This is a genomic window from Flavonifractor sp. An92 (assembly GCF_002159175.1).
Classification (GTDB): Bacteria; Bacillota; Clostridia; order Oscillospirales; family Oscillospiraceae; genus Pseudoflavonifractor_A.
Genome location: NZ_NFGZ01000042.1, coordinates 1 through 17264 on the forward strand (window position 1 = coordinate 1; position 17264 = coordinate 17264).

15 protein-coding genes are annotated in these 17264 nt (G+C 64.1%); 7 read left to right on the forward strand and 8 right to left on the reverse strand.

Annotated features, from left to right (window positions below; all coding sequences use genetic code 11):
• Window positions 1-534: 534 nt before the first annotated feature.
• From B5G43_RS16100 to B5G43_RS16110, 3 genes are read right to left on the reverse strand one after another with little or no spacing between them, the layout of a single operon-like run.
• Window positions 535-1629 (reverse strand): GerAB/ArcD/ProY family transporter, encoded by a 1095-nt coding sequence (locus tag B5G43_RS16100; protein ID WP_158097455.1) that lies wholly within the window; start codon window positions 1627-1629, stop codon window positions 535-537.
• A gap of 4 nt (window positions 1630-1633) precedes the next feature.
• Window positions 1634-2764, reverse strand: a complete 1131-nt coding sequence (locus tag B5G43_RS16105) for a Ger(x)C family spore germination C-terminal domain-containing protein (protein WP_087263138.1) — start codon at window positions 2762-2764, stop codon at window positions 1634-1636.
• Entirely contained in the window at window positions 2761-4275 is a 1515-nt protein-coding gene (locus B5G43_RS16110) for a spore germination protein (protein ID WP_087263140.1), read from the reverse strand. Before B5G43_RS16110 ends, B5G43_RS16105 begins: the two co-directional genes overlap by 4 nt.
• 325 nt (window positions 4276-4600) lie before the next feature.
• Here B5G43_RS16110 and B5G43_RS16115 point away from each other — a divergent pair, with 325 nt between their 5' ends.
• The 3 genes from B5G43_RS16115 to B5G43_RS16125 are packed head-to-tail and all read left to right on the forward strand — an operon-like array spanning window position 4601 to window position 8166.
• Entirely contained in the window at window positions 4601-5101 is a 501-nt protein-coding gene (locus B5G43_RS16115; RefSeq protein ID WP_087263142.1) for an NAD(P)H-dependent oxidoreductase subunit E, read from the forward strand.
• 12 nt (window positions 5102-5113) lie between these two features.
• A complete protein-coding gene (locus B5G43_RS16120) occupies window positions 5114-6376 on the forward strand; it encodes an NADH-ubiquinone oxidoreductase-F iron-sulfur binding region domain-containing protein (protein ID WP_087263144.1) in 1263 nt (420 codons plus the stop codon).
• Window positions 6373-8166, forward strand: coding sequence for an NADH-dependent [FeFe] hydrogenase, group A6 (locus B5G43_RS16125; RefSeq protein WP_087263147.1), 1794 nt, complete (start codon window positions 6373-6375; stop codon window positions 8164-8166). Before B5G43_RS16120 ends, B5G43_RS16125 begins: the two co-directional genes overlap by 4 nt.
• A gap of 469 nt (window positions 8167-8635) precedes the next feature.
• Here the strand turns inward: B5G43_RS16125 and pth are convergent, their stop codons facing one another.
• From pth to B5G43_RS16150, 5 genes are all read right to left on the reverse strand, one after another.
• A complete protein-coding gene (gene pth, locus B5G43_RS16130; protein ID WP_087263149.1) occupies window positions 8636-9229 on the reverse strand; it encodes an aminoacyl-tRNA hydrolase in 594 nt (197 codons plus the stop codon).
• Between the two features lie 62 nt (window positions 9230-9291).
• Complete coding sequence (locus B5G43_RS16135) at window positions 9292-10254, reverse strand: ribose-phosphate pyrophosphokinase (RefSeq protein ID WP_087263151.1); 963 nt, start codon at window positions 10252-10254, stop codon at window positions 9292-9294.
• Window positions 10255-10327: 73 nt separating this feature from the next.
• Window positions 10328-11521, reverse strand: a complete 1194-nt coding sequence (locus B5G43_RS16140; protein ID WP_087263153.1) for a UDP-N-acetylglucosamine diphosphorylase — start codon at window positions 11519-11521, stop codon at window positions 10328-10330.
• Window positions 11522-11553: 32 nt separating this feature from the next.
• Complete coding sequence (locus B5G43_RS16145; RefSeq protein ID WP_087263155.1) at window positions 11554-11769, reverse strand: hypothetical protein; 216 nt, start codon at window positions 11767-11769, stop codon at window positions 11554-11556.
• The gene (locus B5G43_RS16150) at window positions 11766-12257 is read right to left on the reverse strand and encodes an HD domain-containing protein (protein ID WP_087263157.1); all 492 of its coding nucleotides are present in this window, start codon (window positions 12255-12257) and stop codon (window positions 11766-11768) included. Before B5G43_RS16150 ends, B5G43_RS16145 begins: the two co-directional genes overlap by 4 nt.
• 306 nt (window positions 12258-12563) lie before the next feature.
• On the opposite strand from B5G43_RS16150, the gene B5G43_RS16155 reads away from it, so the two are divergent.
• The 4 genes from B5G43_RS16155 to B5G43_RS16170 all read left to right on the forward strand — a co-directional run bounded on the left by B5G43_RS16155 (window position 12564) and on the right by B5G43_RS16170 (window position 17204).
• On the forward strand, window positions 12564-12938 hold the full coding sequence (locus B5G43_RS16155; protein WP_087263159.1) for a GntR family transcriptional regulator: 375 nt from the start codon (window positions 12564-12566) through the stop codon (window positions 12936-12938).
• Window positions 12935-13837, forward strand: coding sequence for an ABC transporter ATP-binding protein (locus tag B5G43_RS16160; protein ID WP_087263161.1), 903 nt, complete (start codon window positions 12935-12937; stop codon window positions 13835-13837). Before B5G43_RS16155 ends, B5G43_RS16160 begins: the two co-directional genes overlap by 4 nt.
• Window positions 13812-15710 carry a hypothetical protein gene (locus tag B5G43_RS16165; RefSeq protein ID WP_087263163.1) on the forward strand — a complete coding sequence of 633 codons (1899 nt, stop codon included), beginning with the start codon at window positions 13812-13814 and terminating at the stop codon, window positions 15708-15710. The genes B5G43_RS16160 and B5G43_RS16165 overlap by 26 nt, the downstream gene beginning before the upstream one ends.
• A 234-nt stretch (window positions 15711-15944) precedes the next feature.
• Window positions 15945-17204: an acetyl-CoA C-acetyltransferase gene (locus B5G43_RS16170; RefSeq protein ID WP_087263165.1), complete on the forward strand. Its 1260-nt coding sequence runs from the start codon at window positions 15945-15947 to the stop codon at window positions 17202-17204.
• Window positions 17205-17264: the final 60 nt, after the last annotated feature.

The following is a 17264-nucleotide window of genomic DNA, read 5'->3' on the forward strand; positions in this document are numbered from 1 at the left end:
GTCCTTCTGGTGCTTCGTGTTTGATCACGTTGTTTAATTTACAAGGTACACGCTTCAGCCTTTCGGCTGACAGTGCTTTATTTTAGCACTTTCTGTTTCGCTTGTCAAGTCCTTTTTTCAAATTTCTTCGAAGTTCAGAACTTTCATTCAAGCTGCTCGGCTCTCGCAGAACTCGTTTAGTTTACCACACTCTTTCGAGCTTGTCAAGAACTTTTTTCGAGGATTTTCAAGGTTTTCAACCTCAAACCGCTCGTTTTCATTCTTTCCCAAACGCGTTCTCGCTACTCACGCGAACTTTTTTAGTTTACCACACGCTCTCGCGTTTGTCAAGCACTTTTTTCAACTTTCTGAATCAGGTCCGTCCGGCTTCCGCCCGGTCTCCCGACTCTTTTCCGTTGTTTTCAGTGCCCTCTCGCAAGGCGCTCAGATAGAATACCACCCGACTCCCCATTTGTCAACACCTTTTTTCAGATTCTGACCACTTTTTTCTGAGGGGCGGTTGGACCTTTCTTAGTATACCCTCTTACCTACCCTTTATACCTTCTCTCTCCGCTTTTTCCATGCTATAACGATTCCGGTCAGCAGGGGCACTCCGATGCCCAGAATAAGATTCCCCGCTGGGATCAAACGCTCCATGACCCAGGAGAGGGAAAAGAGGTTGTTAAGAGTGAAGAGCGCCAGCGCCCCGGCAGCGGCCACCAGCAGCACCGGAACCCAGGGGCGTTCCTCTCCCCGGGTGAGATAGCGCACCATGGCGCGGCAGGCAAAGAGGATGAGCCCCAGAAAGGCCAGATCGGCCAGGAGCCACAGGGACATAATGAGCGACTCCACCCGCTCGAAGGCGCCGGGCACCCCCACCCCCCGCAGAAGAATAAAGAAGGGGGTCTCCATCTTTTGAATGAGTCCGGGGCCAAAGCAGCCGATGGTAATGAGCTGAAAGACGGCCAGCAGGGCACACCAGAGCGCCCCCCACCGGAGCAGGCGGCCCCGGTCCACCTCCCGGCGCTTCACCTGCCCGGCCAGAAAGGCCCCCAGCACGCCGTAGCCGACCAGGCCCAGCACCGGCACTGCCCCTCCGGCGGCACCCGGCAGATCCTCCAACCAGATGGGCCCTACATTATTCCACTCCGTCCGCAGCGCAGCCAGGGCCAGCGCCACGGCCAGGGCGACGCCCAGCGCCAAAGCGAAGATCTCCCCCGCCCGGCAGAAGGCGGACAGGCTCTTATGCCCCAACCAGAGGGTGAGTGCCAGCAATCCCAAGATAAAGAGGGGCATGGGGGCGTTGCGGTAATTGATGGACAGGGCGCGGTAGGCGCACCACCGGGCATTCCATCCCAGCAGGAGCACTCCCCAGATCAGATAGAGGTGGACCAGGACCCGGGCGGGCCACCGCCCGAAGGCCAGCTCCAGCCCCTCGGCCATGCCCGCGCCGCCGCCCAGCCGCCCGGGGGTGGCCTGATAGGCCCAGCACAACAGCAGCACCACCGGCAGAGCGAAGAGGGCGGAGAGCCATCCGGCCTTTCCGCCGATCTCCACCGCGGTCCGGGGCAGGACCTGGATCATGGGTGAGAGCAGGGCCGCGAACAGCAGCGCCAGCAGCTGCCGTAGCGAAATATAGTCTTTGGACACGGTATCAGTCTCCTCCGTCTCGCACATTGTAGCCGCGCTGGATGTTTGCCTCCACTTGTACCGTCACATCCAGAGCGGAAAGGTCCCAGCCCGCCCGGATGTCATCCCAGCGCCAGGGCACACTGAGGCCCGCTCGGGTCTCCAACTGGAAAAAGTCCCCGTCCAGGGTACGGCACAGGTCCACCGCCTCCTCCAGCCGCAGGTGGCTCCGCTGGGCCAGGGCAGTCTCCAGCTCGCCCAGCAGGACTGGGTCCTCCAGGTGGGCTCCGTCGCCCCCTTCGGCCAGATTGGCATCCACCTGGCACTGGAGCTCCAGGCCGGTGAGGGTATCACCCTCAAACACCGGGCGCACCTTGGTCTCGGCCCCCACCACCCGCAGGGCGGCCCGCCCCACAGAGGGGGTCTCCACCTCCAATACATCGGCATCCACCCAGCCCATGAGGAGGTTGACGCCCCGGGCGGCCTCGTCCTCCGCCCAGCCCACCAGGGCCCCCTGCCGCAGCAGGCCGTACCCGGCGGGCTCCAGCTGTCCGCTCTCCTGGTCCAGGGTGAGGGCGGGGGCAAAGGAGTCCCCGTTCTCCTCCAGGTCCTCCATCACGTCCTCCACGGTGCGGAACATGGAGTCGGCCAGAAGTCCGGCGTCGGCCTCCAGGGACTCCAGCTGGTCGGTGGCCGAGTTCACCTGGGCGGCGGCCTCAATGGCCGCTCCGGCCTGTCCGCCCCGGATGAGATAGAGGTTGGTCTCCAGGCGCATCTCGATGTCCCGCAGCACATAGTCCAGCGCCCCGTCCACCCCCTGCCGGGCCAGGTCCTCCCCCAGGAGGAACTGCCCCACATGTCCGTAAAAGACATAGGAGGCCCCCTGGGCCTGCATGGAGAGGCACGCGGCGCTGATGCTGCCCCCGGTCTGCTTCAGCACCGTGGGCTTTCCCGCACCCTGGCCGCCGCCCTGGTCCTGGGCGCCGCTGGAGGTGGTGACCGTCACGCCCTCCTCCGCCGCGTCCACCCCCATAGTGCGCATGAGAGCCATGTCCTCCAGCTCCCGGCCATAGGGCAGGAAGTCGAAGGTCTCCTTGCACCCGCTGAGGGGAAGCATCAGGGCGGCCAGAGCCAGGACCGCGCATCGTCTTTTCATCGCTGTTTCCTCCGGTTGGGTGTTTTGAGCATCCGCTCCCGCAGCTTGATCCAGGGCAGAGGGAGGCGCACCACCGCCCGCCCGGTCTGGGAGAGCTCCATCCCCCCGGCGAAGGGGGCCAGATAGGGCACGCCGTAGCTCTCGATGCTGGCCAGGTGTCCGATGAGCACTGCCGCGCCCGCCGCCACGCCGAAGAGCCCGGCCACACTGGCCAGCAGGGCCAGCAGGAAGCGCCACAGCCGCAGGGCGGCGGCCATCTCCTGGCTGGGCATGGTGTACCCGGCGATGCCCGCGATAGCCACGGCGATGAGCACCGCCGGGGAGACGATCTTGGCCTCCACGGCGGCCTGTCCCACCACCAGACCTCCGATGATGGACACGGTCTGGCCCACCGGCTGGGGAAGGCGCAGGCCCGCCTCCTGGAGAATTTCGAAAGCCACCAGCATGATGAGCACCTCATACACCGTCTGGAAAGGCACGTCCCGCTTGGCGGCGATCATGGAGAGGGCCAGCCGGGTGGGGATCATCTCCTGGTGAAAGGTGGCCATGGCGATATAGAGGGCGGGGAGAAAGAGGGTGACGAACACGCACAGAAAGCGCAGCAAGGTGAGGGTGGTGGCCAGCATCCAGTTGCTGCTCTTGTCCTGCCCCGCCCGGAGGAAGCTGCTCACGGTGGCGGGCATCAGGTAGCCCAGGGGCAGGCCGTCGGCCAGCAGGCCCACCCGCCCCTCGGCCAGCCCGCCGCAGAAGCGGTCGGGGCGCTCGGTGTACTGCACCAGGGGGAAGGCGGTGGCAGTGCGGTCCACCAGGTACTCCTCCAGGTTGCCGGTGGCCAGGGCGGCGTCGATGTCGATTTCCCTCAAACGCTTCTCCAGTTCGGCCACCGTCTCGGGGTTGGCGATGCCGTCCAGGTAGACCACATCCACCATGGTCAGGGACTGCCGCCCCACGATCTGCTCCTTGATCTTCAGCTCGGGGGCTTTCAAGTGGCGGCGGACCAGGCTGGTGTTGGTGCGCAGGGACTCCACGAAGGCGTCCCGGGCGCCCTTGAGCACCGTCTCCCCCGCCGGGGGGCTGACCGAGCGCTTGTCCTCGGTGGCCACGAAGAAGGAGAGGCACCCCGATTCCCCGGGAAAAAAGAGGAGGCACCACCCGGCGATGAGGTCGTTGACCGCCTGGTCCAGCTCCTGCCGCTCCTCCACGATGAGATTATAGAGGGCCCCGTCGGCCATCCGGCGGTACACTTCCCTCCGGTCAGGGCGCTCCAGCGTCTCATCCTGGGCGATGGGGCGGAGGATATACTCGCTGATCCGCTCCAGCTTCACCATACCGGTGATATAGCAGAGGGTGATGGGGGGCGCTCCGTCCCCGCCGGCCTCCACGGTGCGGGTGGCGTAGTCGGCGCAGTCGGTAAAGATCTCCCCCACCCGTTCCAGGGTCAGTGCCCCACTGAACCGTGGAGTTTTCCTTGGATGGGGCGGCGGCACCCTCTGATGCCTGGTATGAGCCATGGTTTCTCTCTCCTTTCCCTGTCATAATATTTCTGTTATATCCAGTATATACAGTTTTATACAGTTAGAACCGTCGTTTTATCCAGATTGCCCTCCCCACTTTTGTCTGTTTTTCCATTTCTGTTCCAACTACGGAGGTTTTACTTGTAAAAATAAAATGTCGAGTATAAAATTTAGATAGTATAGACTTCTGCCTTTGCGGCCTGCGCGTTCCCCCACCAAGCCCTCCGCGAGGAGCGCGCCGGAACCCCCGCCGCAGCGCTACGCTACCCCAATCCCCCCCGTACCGCGCGGCGCGGCACGGGAATGAAAAGGAGGACCTTGCATGAAGCCCTTTGTGCAAAAACTGGATGAACTGACACCTGAGATGGTCGCGCTGGTGGATCGGATCGTGGAAGAGCACGGCAACGACGCCACCCAGCTGGTGGGCATCCTCCTGGATCTGCAGGACGAAGTGGAGCGCCACTACATCCCCGAGCCGGCGGCCTATTATCTGGCCCAGCGCCTGGAGATCCGTCCCACCCAGATCTACGACGTCATCACCTTTTACTCCATGCTCTACGACAAGCCCCGGGCCAAGTACACCCTGGAGGTCTGTAACTCCGCGCCCTGCCGCGTGAAGGACAGCGACACCCTGGTGGAGACCCTCAAGCGCCTGCTCAACCTGGAAGTGGGCGAGGTCACCTACGACGGCCGTTTCTGCATTGAGAAGGTGCCCTGCTTCGGCGCCTGCGACGTGTCTCCCGCGGTGCGGGTCAACGGCGTGGTCTACGGAAATCTCAACAGCGAGGAGCGCGTCCTGGACATGCTCCGGCAGCTGGACTAAGGAGGGAATGGCATGAGTAAGACCGTCTCTTTCATCAGCCGGAACTTTGGCAAGTACAACCCCGCCAGTCTGGCTTCCTATGAGTATATCGGCGGCTTCACCGCCCTGCGCAAGGCCCTGTCCATGGACGGCGAGGCCATCGCTCAGGTGCTGAGCGACAACGGCGTGCAGGGCCGCGGCGGCGCTGCCTATGACATGGGCCGCAAGTGGAAGCAGGCCCGCGAGGTGCAGGCCCCCCACAAGTGTGTGGTCTGCAACGCCGATGAGGGCGAGCCCGGCACCTTCAAGGACCGCGAGCTGCTGCGCAACGATCCCTTCCAGCTCCTGGAGGGCATGATCATCGCCGGCTGGTCCGTGGGCGCCGACAACGGCTACATCTACATGCGCGGTGAGTACTCCCACCTGCGTCCCCAGCTCCTCTCCGCCATTAAGCAGTGCGAGGAGAAGGGCTACCTGGGCGACAACATCCTGGGCTCCGGCTTCTCCTACCGCATCCACCTGTACTCCGGCGCGGGCGCCTACGTCTGCGGCGAGGGCAGCGCTCTGTGTGAGTCCCTGGAGGGCCACTCGGGCCGTCCCCGCATGAAGCCCCCCTTCATCAAGCAGTGCGGCGCGTTCCACCTGCCCACCTGCGTGAACAACGTCGAGTCCCTGTCCCTGGTGCCCCCCCTGCTGCTGGACACCGAGGGCTTCTATAAGAGCCAGGGTACCCCCGACTGCCCGGGCACCAAGATGATCTCGGTGTGCGGCAACGTGAAGAACCCCGGCGTGTTCGAGGTCCCCTTCGGCATCACCCTGCGGGAGATCATCTACGACCTGGCCGGCGGCATTGAGGACGGCCATCAGCTCCAGCTGGTGCAGCTGGGCGGCGCTTCCGGCCGTCTGGCCTCCCCGGCGCAGCTGGACACCCGCTACACCTACAAGGATATGAAGGCCGCCGACCTGACCGCCATCGGCTCCGGCGCCGTTCTGGTGGTGGATGAGCGGACCAGTATCATCGGCTTCCTGCGCATCACCCAGCAGTTCTTCTTCCATGAGAGCTGCGGCCAGTGTACCCCCTGCCGCGAGGGCAACCGCCACATCCGGATGCTCCTGGACAAGGTGGCCGCCGGCACCCACACCGAAGAGGACATCAAGCTCATGGAGAAGTATGCCCGCATCATGTCCACCGCATCCATGTGCGGCCTGGGCGAGACGGCCCAGTCGGCCCTCCTCTCCGCCATGAAGCGCTTCCCCGAAGTCTTTGCCATTAAGAAGGAGGTGGCTGTCAGATGAGTGAGAAGATGATCCATCTGACCATTAACCGCATGCCCGTGGAGGTCCCCGCCGGTACCCGCATCATCGAGGCTGCCCGTAGCATCGGCATCGACATCCCCCACCTCTGCTATCATCCCGACCAGTCCATCAAGGCCCACTGCCGTATGTGTATGGTGGAGGTCACTGGCCAGCGTAAGCTCCTGGCTGCCTGCTCCACCCTGGTGTGGGAGGGCATGGAGGTCATCACCGACTCCAAGCGGGTCTATGATGCCCAGGTGGGCGTGCTGGACCTGATCCTGGCCGACCACAATCAGGACTGTCTGGCCTGCTCCCGCAACAACAACTGCGACTTGCAGAAGCTGTGCCGCCGCTTTAACCGCCTGAAGCCCGACCTGCCCGACGTCTCCAGCAAGGAGAAGCCCCGTCTGGACAATCCCTCCATCGTCCGCGACCCCTCCAAGTGCGTCAAGTGCGGCCGCTGCGTGAAGGTCTGTACCGAGGTCCAGGGCATCGGCGCCCTGTCCTTCACCGACCGCAGCGCCACCTGCAAGGTCACCACCGCCTATGACCTGCCCATGAACGAGACCGACTGTGTCCTGTGCGGCCAGTGTACTCTGGTCTGCCCCGTGGGCGCCCTCACCGAGGTGGATCACACCAGCCACGTCCGTCACGCCCTGCAGGACCCCACCAAGCACGTGGTGGTCCAGATCGCCCCCTCGGTCCGTGTGGCCCTGGGCGACGACTTCGGCATGGAGCCCGGCGAGCTGGTCACCGGCAAGATGGTCACCGCTCTGAAGATGATGGGCTTTGAGAAGGTGTTCGACACCAACTTCACCGCCGACCTCACCATCATGGAGGAGGGCAGCGAGCTGCTGGACCGCATCAAGAAGGGCGGCCGCCTGCCCCTCATCACCTCCTGCTCCCCCGGCTGGGTCAACTTCCTGGAGAAGCATCACCCCGAGCTGATCGGCAACCTGTCCACCGCCAAGAGCCCCCAGGGCATGTTCGGTGCGGTGCTCAAGACCTACTATGCGCAGCGCATGGGCTGGGACCCCCACGACATCGTGTCCGTGTCCGTCATGCCCTGTACCGCCAAGAAGTTTGAGGCCACCCGTCCCGAGCTGGGCCGCGACGGCTACCAGGACGTGGACGTGGTCCTCACCACCCGTGAGCTGGCCAAGCTGATCCGCTACGAGGGCCTGAACATCGCCAACCTGCCCGAGAGCGACTTCGACGCGCCTTTGGGCACCGGCTCCGGCGCCGGCGCCATCTTCGGCAACACCGGCGGCGTCATGGAGGCCGCTCTGCGTACCGCCTACGAGCTGTACACCGGCAAGGAGCTGCCCAAGCTGGAGTTTGAGCAGGTCCGCGGCGAAGTGGGCGGCATCAAGGAGGCCGTCATCGACCTGGACGGCACCCCGCTGAAGGTGGCCGTGGCCAACGGTCTGAAGAACGCCGAGGAGATCATCCGCCGCGTGGAGACCGGCGAGGCCGACTACCTCTTCATCGAAATCATGGCCTGCCCCGGCGGCTGCATCGGCGGCGGCGGTCAGCCCATCGGCACCGACAACGCCAAGCGTCAGGCCCGCATCAAGGCCCTGTACGACCTGGACAAGAGCCTGCCTCTGCGTAAGAGCCACGAGAACCCCGACATCAAGACCATTTATGAGGAGTTCTTCGATCACCCGCTGAGCCACAAGGCCCACGAGCTGCTGCACACCAGCTATGCTCCCCGTCCCAAGCGCTACGACTTCTCCCCCTACATCGAGAAGGAGCGCAAGTTCCTGCCCAAGGATAAGCAGATCTAATTAAAAAATCCCCCGCCGGGGAGGTGTCCATCCTGCGATGGGCCTCCCTGGCGGGGGTCTTTTTCGTTCCGGGGCATTCCCGGAGGGGTTGCGCTCGCCGCGCGGGCCGCCTACTCGGCGGGAGCACCGCTTTCTTTGCAAAGAAAGCGGTGGGAAAGAAAGCCCAGAGGGGGGATACCCCCCTCTGGACTCCCCCAGAGCGCATCCCGGCTTTCATTCTTCTGCGGCGGTATTTCCAAAGTGCGGCGTGGCCAATTCCGAGCTTTTCGCCTATCCGGAAAGCGTTGTACCCCGGCAAATATGGGCGGCCCCCTAAAAGGCCGCCCTTTTGGAGGGGAGTGGAGAGGGGAACGAGAAGTTCCCCTCTCCTTCTTTTCTTTCCCCCATTTCTTTTCGAGAAAAGAAATGGGGCCCCCGCTGGGTAAGCGGCCCGTGCGGCGAGCACACTTCCCCCGGGGACCCCGGAACATTATCCGTTAAACCGGCTCATAGCCTTGTCCACGCCCTGGCGGAGCAGCAGCTCCACCGCGTCGGCGGCCTTCTCCACGGCCTGATCGATGGTCTTTTTGTCCTCGCCTTGGAACTTGCCCAGTACCCAGTCGGCCATGTCGTAGTCGGGGTGGGGCTTCTCCCCCACGCCCACCTTGACCCGGGGGAACTGGTCGGTACCCAGGTGGCGGATGATGTCCTTCAGGCCGTTGTGCCCGCCGGCGGAGCCGCCCCGGCGCACCCGGAGCTTGCCCACGGGGAGGGCCACATCGTCGGAGATGACCAGCACATGGTCGGGGGCGATCTTGTAGAAATCGGCCGCCGGGCGCACCGCCTCGCCGGACAGGTTCATGAAGGTGACGGGCTTCATGAGGAGCACCTTCTCCCCGCCCACCTCGGCGGTGTTGGTGAGGGCGCGGTATTTGAGCTTCTGCACCGGCACACCGGCCCGCTCGGCCAGCTCATCCACCACCCGGAAGCCCACGTTGTGGCGGGTACCCTCGTACTGGTCGCCCACGTTGCCCAGGCCCACCACCAGCCAGCTGACGCCGGCGCTCTGCTTGCCAAAAAACATAACGACACCTCGAAAAAGGCGGGACGGAGCCTGACTCCGTCCCGCCGGTCTGATATGGAAGCTTACTGGAACAGCTTGGAGACCGAGATCTCCTCATAGATGCGGCTGATGGCCTCAGCAAACATGGGGGCCACGGAGAGATACTTGATCTTCTCGCACTTTCTGACCGCCTCGGTGGGGGCGATGGTGTCCAGGAACACCACCTCGTCCATGACGCTGTCCTGGATGCGCTGCACCGCGGGGCCGGACAGGACGCCGTGGGAGGCGCAGGCGGTGACGGACTTGGCGCCGCCCAGCTCCACCAGGGCCTTGGCCGCGCCGCACAGGGATCCGCCGGTATCCACCATGTCGTCCAGGAGGATGACCCGCATGTCCTTCACGTCGCCGATGATGTTCATGACCTCGGAGGAGTTGGCCTTCTGGCGGCGCTTATCTACGATGGCCAGAGGCACGCCCAGCTTCTGGGCGAAGGCGCGGGCGCGGGCCACAGAGCCCACGTCGGGGGAGACCACCATCACCTCGTCATGGCAGTCGGCGTACTTGTTGGTGAAGTAGTCCACGAACACCGGGGAACCCAGCAGGTTATCCACGGGGATGTCGAAGAAGCCCTGGATCTGGTTGGCGTGCAGGTCCATGGTGAGGACCCGGTCGGCGCCGGCGCGGGTGATGAGGTTGGCCACCAGCTTGGCGGAGATGGGATCGCGGGGCTTGGTCTTGCGGTCCTGACGGGCATAGCCGAAGTAAGGCACCACAGCGGTGATCCGTCCGGCAGAGGCCCGACGCAGGGCGTCGATCATAATGAGCATTTCCATCAGGTTGTCGTTGACGGGGCTGCAGGTGGACTGGATCAGGAACACATCGGAGCCGCGGACCGTCTCGTAGATGGAGGCGTAGTTCTCACCGTCGGAGAACGAGCCCATCTCGGCGTCGCCCAGAGACGTACCGATGGTCTTGCAGATGGCCTCCGCCAGAGGGCGGTTGGATCTTCCGCTGAAGATCTTGATGTCCTTACCGTGCGCTATCATGTTTATCAAACATCCTCTCATTATTTTCCGCAGCGGCCCGTGGTCCGTCCGCGTTAGTCACTGGGAATGCCCCTTATTTCCGGCGGCTGCGCCGCTTGGCGGCCCACTGCTTCTTGACCACCTGCTGGCTGCGGGCAATGGCCAGGGAGTCGGCGGGCACTTCATCGGTGATGGTGGAACCGGCGGCGGTATAGGCCCCGTCGCCGATCTTCACCGGCGCCACCAGGTTGGTGTTGCAGCCGATGAAGGCGTGGTCGCCGATGGTGGTACGGTATTTGGTGATGCCGTCGTAGTTGACGGTGACGGTGCCGCAGCCGAAGTTGACATGGCTGCCCACATCCGAGTCGCCCACATAGGTGAGGTGGGAGATCTTGGTCCCCTCGCCGATGGTGGAATTTTTCAGCTCCACGAAGTCGCCCACCTTCACGTCCCGGCCCACATGGCAGTTGGGGCGGACGTAGGCGAAGGGTCCCACCTTGGTCCCCTCCTCCACGGTGCTCTCATTGAGCTGGGAGGCGTTGATGGTGACTCGGTCGCCGATGACACAGTCCCGGATCATGCTGTTGGGGCCGATCTCACAGGCCCCGCCGATGGTGGTCTTGCCCCGCAGGATGGTGCCGGGAAGCAGGACGGTGCCCGCGCCCACGGTGACCTGGGGTCCCACATAGACGTTGTTGGGGTCCATAATACGCACGCCGGCCTCCATCAGGCGCACGGCGCCGCTGTTGCGGGCCAGAAGCTCGGCCTCCATCCGCTCCCGCCAGCCGGTGCGCAGGGGGCGCACACTCTGGAGCCACATGCTCCGTCCGCCCAGGCGGTCGGCCCGGGAGCGCAGGGCGGTCTCAAAGTCCGCTCCGCTCTCCAGCGCGGCGGCCAAAGCGGCGGCATCGATGCGGCACACGCCGGTCTCCCGGTCGTCGCCGCTCTGGGACGGCTGCTCACTGAGCAGGTTTTTCACATCCTCCTCCATGAGCTGCACCGGCTTGGTCACCACCACCACACGGCCGGTCTGTCCGCCCAGGAAGGCACTCAGACGCTGATTGGCGTCCTCGGTGCCGGTAGTGATGAGCTCGGTCCCCTCGGGGAAGCAGGCGGCAGCCTCCTCCAGGTCGTTCTGGTGGCAGACCACCAGGAAGCGCTCCACACCGCCCCGGCGCAGGGTCTCCGCCAGCCACAGGGCGGCGGGCTCAAAAAGCAGGTCCTCCAGCATCAGGGAGCGGCCATTTCCCTCCCGGGGCAGAAATACAATCGCACCCGCAGTTTCCATAGTACGCGGTCACACTCCTTCGTTTAATAAAATTATAGCAAAGCCAACCGGGAAATGCACCCATATTTTTTCCGATACGGAACTTTTTGACGCATCTCGTCCAAATGCACAACTTTCCCGGTCGGAATGGTCCCCTTCTTATCCACATCGCGCCCTTTTTTACCGTTTTTTTCCGCTTTTTCGCGGCGGAAAGCCGGGGAAAAAAGGAGGACCTGCTCCGACAGGTCCTCCTCGCATCCGAAGTTCACGCCGTAGCCACCAGACGGCGCATCTGCATGAGGCGCCAGATCTGTACGACTTCGGTCGTGGCACAGAATTTGTCCGCCAGGTTGACCACCGCCGCCTCTTTGCTGCGGGGGCGTCGTTTCGCCAGCGGCCACATATGGGAGATGATGATGTTTTCCTCCTTGGCGGTGAGGCCGCCGCAGAGGGCCCGGGCGTTGCGCACCGCGGCCACCGGGTGATCGAAGCACTGGTTGCCGGGGTGTGTGCCCTTGATCCGGGCGTTGTAGAGATACAGATCGTGGAGCAGACCGCAGCGGGCGGCCATGCGATAATCCAGATTCCAGCGCCGTGCCAGACGATAGGCCACGTAGGCCACGAACACCGAGTGCTCGTAGCAGTTCCCACCGGGATGGTGGGGGATGTCCCGCATGGAGAGGACGGTCTCGTGGTAGATCAGGTCATCCACACAGCTGAGGAATTCCGCCCAGTGTGTCTCATCAACAAAAGCCATTGGAATGCACCCCTTTTTCCTGGATTCAGGCGCCGGCTCCAAACGGGGACCGTGGCTCCTGTTTCATGGTTCTGCCCGCCGGGAGAGCCGCAGCTTCTCCCGACGCTTTTATTATATCGGTTTCCCCTGCGCTTGTCATGCCTTTTGGCGAAAAAAATTCTGACTTCTTCCTCCATTTTATTCCTGAACCCCTCTCCCGCCCGCCAAATGTCAGAAAAAATTAAGGAATTTCCCCTTGTTTTCCAGCCGGGCGGTGCCTATACTGACTGTACCAGAATGATTAGTACACTTGGAGGGGGAACCGCCTTGATCCGACTGGACTATCGGGACGCCCGTCCCATTTATGAACAGATCCAGGACAGCCTGCGCCACCTGGTGGTGGCGGGGGCCTTACAGCCGGGAGACCAGCTGCCCTCGGTGCGCGCTCTGGCCTCCTCGCTGGCCATCAACCCCAACACCATCCAGCGGGCCTATGAGGCCCTGGAGCGGGAGGGCTATGTCCACGCCGTGGCCGGGAAGGGCCGCTTTGCGGCTCCCCGGGAGCAGGTGGCCCGCTCCCGGCAGGAGCACCTGCTGGAGGACTTCGACCGCACCGCGGCGGAGCTGGTCTTTCTGGGGGTGAGCCCGGCGGAGCTCACCGCCCGGCTGGGCCGCCCGACGGGAGAGGAGGGAGAGCCGTGATCGTGGTCAAGGACCTGGTCAAGACCTTTGACGGCCTGCGGGCCCTGGACGGGCTGAACATGGAGGTGCCCCGGCAGGCCATTTACGGCCTGGTGGGCCCCAACGGCGCCGGAAAATCCACCCTCCTGCGGCACATCACCGGCGTCTACCGCCCCGACCACGGGGAGGTGCTGGTGGACGGCGCGCCGGTGTATGAGAACCCGGCGGTAAAGGCCCGCATCGCCTCCATCCCTGACGAGCTCTATTCCTTCCTCTCGGCCTCCACCCGGGACATGATGCGCTTTTTCCGGGGCTTTTACCCCCGCTTCGACGACGGGCGGTACGCCGCCCTGCGGGAGGTCTTTTCCAACATCAAGGAGGACACTCCCATCCGCCGCCTGTCCAAGGGCATGCAGAAGCAGGCCGCCTTCTGGCTGGCCATGTGCTGCCGGCCGGACCTGCTGGTGCTGGACGAGCCGGTGGACGGCCTGGACCCGGTGATGCGCCGGCAGGTGTGGTCCCTGCTGCTGGGGGATGTGGCGGAGCACGGCACCACGGTGCTGGTCTCCTCCCACAACCTGCGGGAGCTGGAGGACGTGTGCGACCATGTGGGCATCCTTTCCCGGGGAAAGGTGCTCATTCAGCGCTCCCTCTCCGACCTGCAGGGGAACATCGTCAAGATGCAGGTAGTCTTTGCCGAGCGGGAGATGCCCACCCTGCCCCCCGACCTGGAGGTGCTCCATGTGTCCCAGGTGGGGCGCATCCACACCCTCATCGTCCGGGGCACCGCCACCGAGGTGACCAACCGCCTGGCGGTGTACGCCCCCATCCTGCTGGAGGCGCTGCCTCTGACGCTGGAGGAGATCTTCATCTACGAACTGGGAGGAGAACATTATGCCGTGCGCGAGATGGTGCTGTGACCTGCGCCGCCCCCACGCCTGGTTGAGCAGCACTCTGTTCCGAAAAAATATGGTCCGGTTCTGGCCCATCTGGGCGCTGTACGGGGCCATCTGGTTTCTGATTCTCCCGGTGGGGATCCTGAACGGCCACACCGGGACCTTTCTGCCCCTGGCTTATGTCTACGAGCCCCAGGCCCCCCAGACCTATCTGCTGGAGTCCATCCGCATGGGGGTGTACCTGAGCCCCGTGTTCGGCATCCTGGCGGCCATGGCGGTTTTTTCCTATCTGTGCAATCCCCGGGCCTGCGGGATGCTCCACGCCCTCCCCATCCGGCGGGAGGGTCTGTTCCTGACCAACTACCTGTCGGGCCTGGCCTTTTTCCTGCTGCCCATCCTGTGCGTGGCCGTCCTCACCCTGGCCGCCCAGGTCTATGTCTCGGGGACGGCGGCCCTGACCTCCCTGTTCCTCTGGGCGTGGTGTCAGGCCATGATGGTCCTCTTTTTCTTCTCCCTGGGCGTGTTCTGCGCCATGCTCACCGGGCACCTGCTGGCCTTACCCGGCTTTTACGCCGGGCTCAACCTGCTGGTGGTGGGCCTGTACGAGGTCTATGAGCAGCTGGCCCAGCAGCTGCTGTTCGGCTATCTCTCCTCCCAGGAGCTCCAGCGCTGGGTGGAGTGGCTCACCCCGGTGCTGTGCTACTCCAACTCCCTGGGCACCACGGGCTATCCGGACTGCCACCTGACGGGGCTGCTGTGCGTGTTCGTCTACGGCTTTGTCGGTCTGGTGCTGGCGGGGCTGGCTCTGCTGCTCTACCGGCGGCGGGCGCTGGAGGCGGCGGGGGACGTGGTGGTGCTCCCCTGGCTGCGCCCCCTGTTCCGGTGGTGCATCGCCCTCTTTATGGGGGTGTATCTGGGCTCCTTCCTGTGGCAGGTGCTCTTCCCCCACCGCGCTCTGGTGGGGCTGCTGCTGGCGTGCATCCTGTGCGCGGGGGCGCTGGGCTACTTTGTGGCTGAAATGCTGCTGCGCAAGACTTTCCGGGTGCTGCGGCGGGGGGCCCTGGGCTGCGGGTGCTTCCTGGCCGTGCTGACGGCGGCCTTTGCCGTGCTGGCGCTGGACCTGGGGGGCTATGAGTCCCGGGTGCCCGAGCAGGAACAGGTGGCCTCCCTGACGGTGGAGACCAGCTCCCTGGCTCCCTTCGACGACGCCGGTCTGCTGGGCCAGCTGGACCAGCCGGACACGGCCCAGGCCCTGGCCCTCCACCAGGCGGTGGTGGACCGGCGCGGGGAGCTGGAGTACCGCGAGTCCTACACCCAGTGGGAGAGCAGCGTGGTGGACGGCACGCCGGTGGACCTGGAGGTGTCGGGCTACACCTACCTCTCCTTCCGCTACACCCTGACCGATGGAGGGGAACTGCGGCGCTCCTACCGCATCCCGGTGAACGCCTCCCTTCTGGACGACCCGGACACCCCCGCCGGGCGGCTGGAAGCCCTGGTGAACGCCCCGGGCCAGATGGAGTCCATCTACTTCCGCAACTATGTGGAGGGCGACACCCTGGCGGGCGCCTACCTCTCGGCGCCCATGGCGGAGGACGGCCTGTCCTTCAACTCGTCGGAGTCCCAGCTCCTTCTGGAGGCGGTGCGCTCCGACCTGGCCGCCGGACGGCTGGGACGGCACTATCTCATGGAGGACCGGGAGCGGATGGAGAACTGCTACTTCAACGATCTCACCTTCACGTTCTACCCCACCGGAGCGCGGGAGAACGCCGCGACGGACCGGGATACGTCCTATGTGGTGACCATCACCCTCCAGACCACCGCCTCGGAGACCCTGGGCGTTCTGGAGCAGCTGGGCGCCTCCGACGTGCTGGTGAGCAAGGGCGCGGCGGGTTTCTGACGCCGCCAAAGAAAAATACGTTCGCTCTGTTCCCTCTAACTTTTTTCCATAAGAAGGCCCTTTCCGGTGAAAAATTCCGGAAAGGGCCCTATTTTTTCCTGCCAAAATACATTGTTAAATTATTCACAAATTTCTATTGCTTTTTGCCACGCCTTCGCTTATAATAGGATTCGACGAGTTCATAAGTACCTTCGCGTCAGTTTACTCTACTACTTTTTTGGAGGGTCATATTCTATGAAGGACATCTATGTTGTCAACTGCTGCCGCACCGCCATCGGCTCCTTTGGCGGGTCCCTGAAGGACGTGCCCGCCACTCAGCTGGGCTCCACCGTGGTGAAGGAAGCCCTGAACCGCGCCGGCGTGAAGCCCGAGCAGGTGGACGAGGTCATGTTCGGCTGCATCCTGACCGCCGCCCAGGGCCAGAACGTGGCCCGTCAGGTGGCGCTGGGCGCCGGGATCCCCATCCAGGTCCCCGCCTACACCGTCGGCATGGTCTGCGGTTCCGGCATGAAGTCCGTCATTGAGGGCGCCCGCGCCATCCTGGCCGGCGACGCCGATATCATCGTGGCCGGCGGCACCGAGAACATGTCCGCCGCTCCCTACGCCGTGCCCACCGGCCGCTACGGCGCCCGCATGGGTCACACCCAGATGATCGACACCATGATCAAGGACGGCCTGTGGGATGCTTACAACAACTACCACATGGGCACCACCGCCGAGAACATCTGCGACGTGTGGGGCATCACCCGCGAGGAGCTGGACGAGTTCGCCGCCTCCTCCCAGCAGAAGGCTGAGGCTGCTCTGGCTGCCGGCAAGTTCAACGACGAGATCGTGCCCGTCATGGTCAAGCAGAAGAAGCAGATGGTCGAGTTCAAGGTGGACGAGTTCCCCCGCGCCGGTGTCACCGCCGAGGGTATCTCCAAGCTGCGCGGCGCCTTCCCCGTGGGTCCCGAGGGCGTGGAGGACGAGATCAACCACTCCTTCGAGCTGACCGGCGTCCATGAGGCCGACACCAAGAAGCACGTCCAGCGCGTCACCGCCGCCAACGCCTCCGGCATCAACGACGGCGCTGCCGCCATCGTCCTGGCCTCCGGCGAGGCCGTGGAGAAGTACGGTCTGAAGCCCATGGCCAAGCTGGTCTCCTGGGGCCAGGGCGGCGTGGATCCCAAGATCATGGGCGTGGGCCCCGTGCCCGCTTCCCGTCAGGCCATGGAGAAGGCCGGCCTGAAGATCGAGGACATCGACCTGGTCGAGGCCAACGAGGCCTTTGCCGCCCAGTCCATCGCCGTGGCCCGTGAGCTGGGCTTCGACATGAGCAAGGTCAACGTCAACGGCGGCGCCATCGCCCTGGGTCACCCCGTGGGCGCTTCCGGTGCCCGCATCATCGTGACCCTGCTGCACGAGATGCAGAAGCGGCCCGAGGCCAAGAAGGGCCTGGCCACCCTGTGCATCGGCGGCGGCATGGGCACTGCCACCATCTTCGAGAAGTGCTGATCCTTTCCTTTTAGCAGCCCGGGGGGGGGGGGGGGGGGGGGGGGGGGGGGGGGGGGGGGG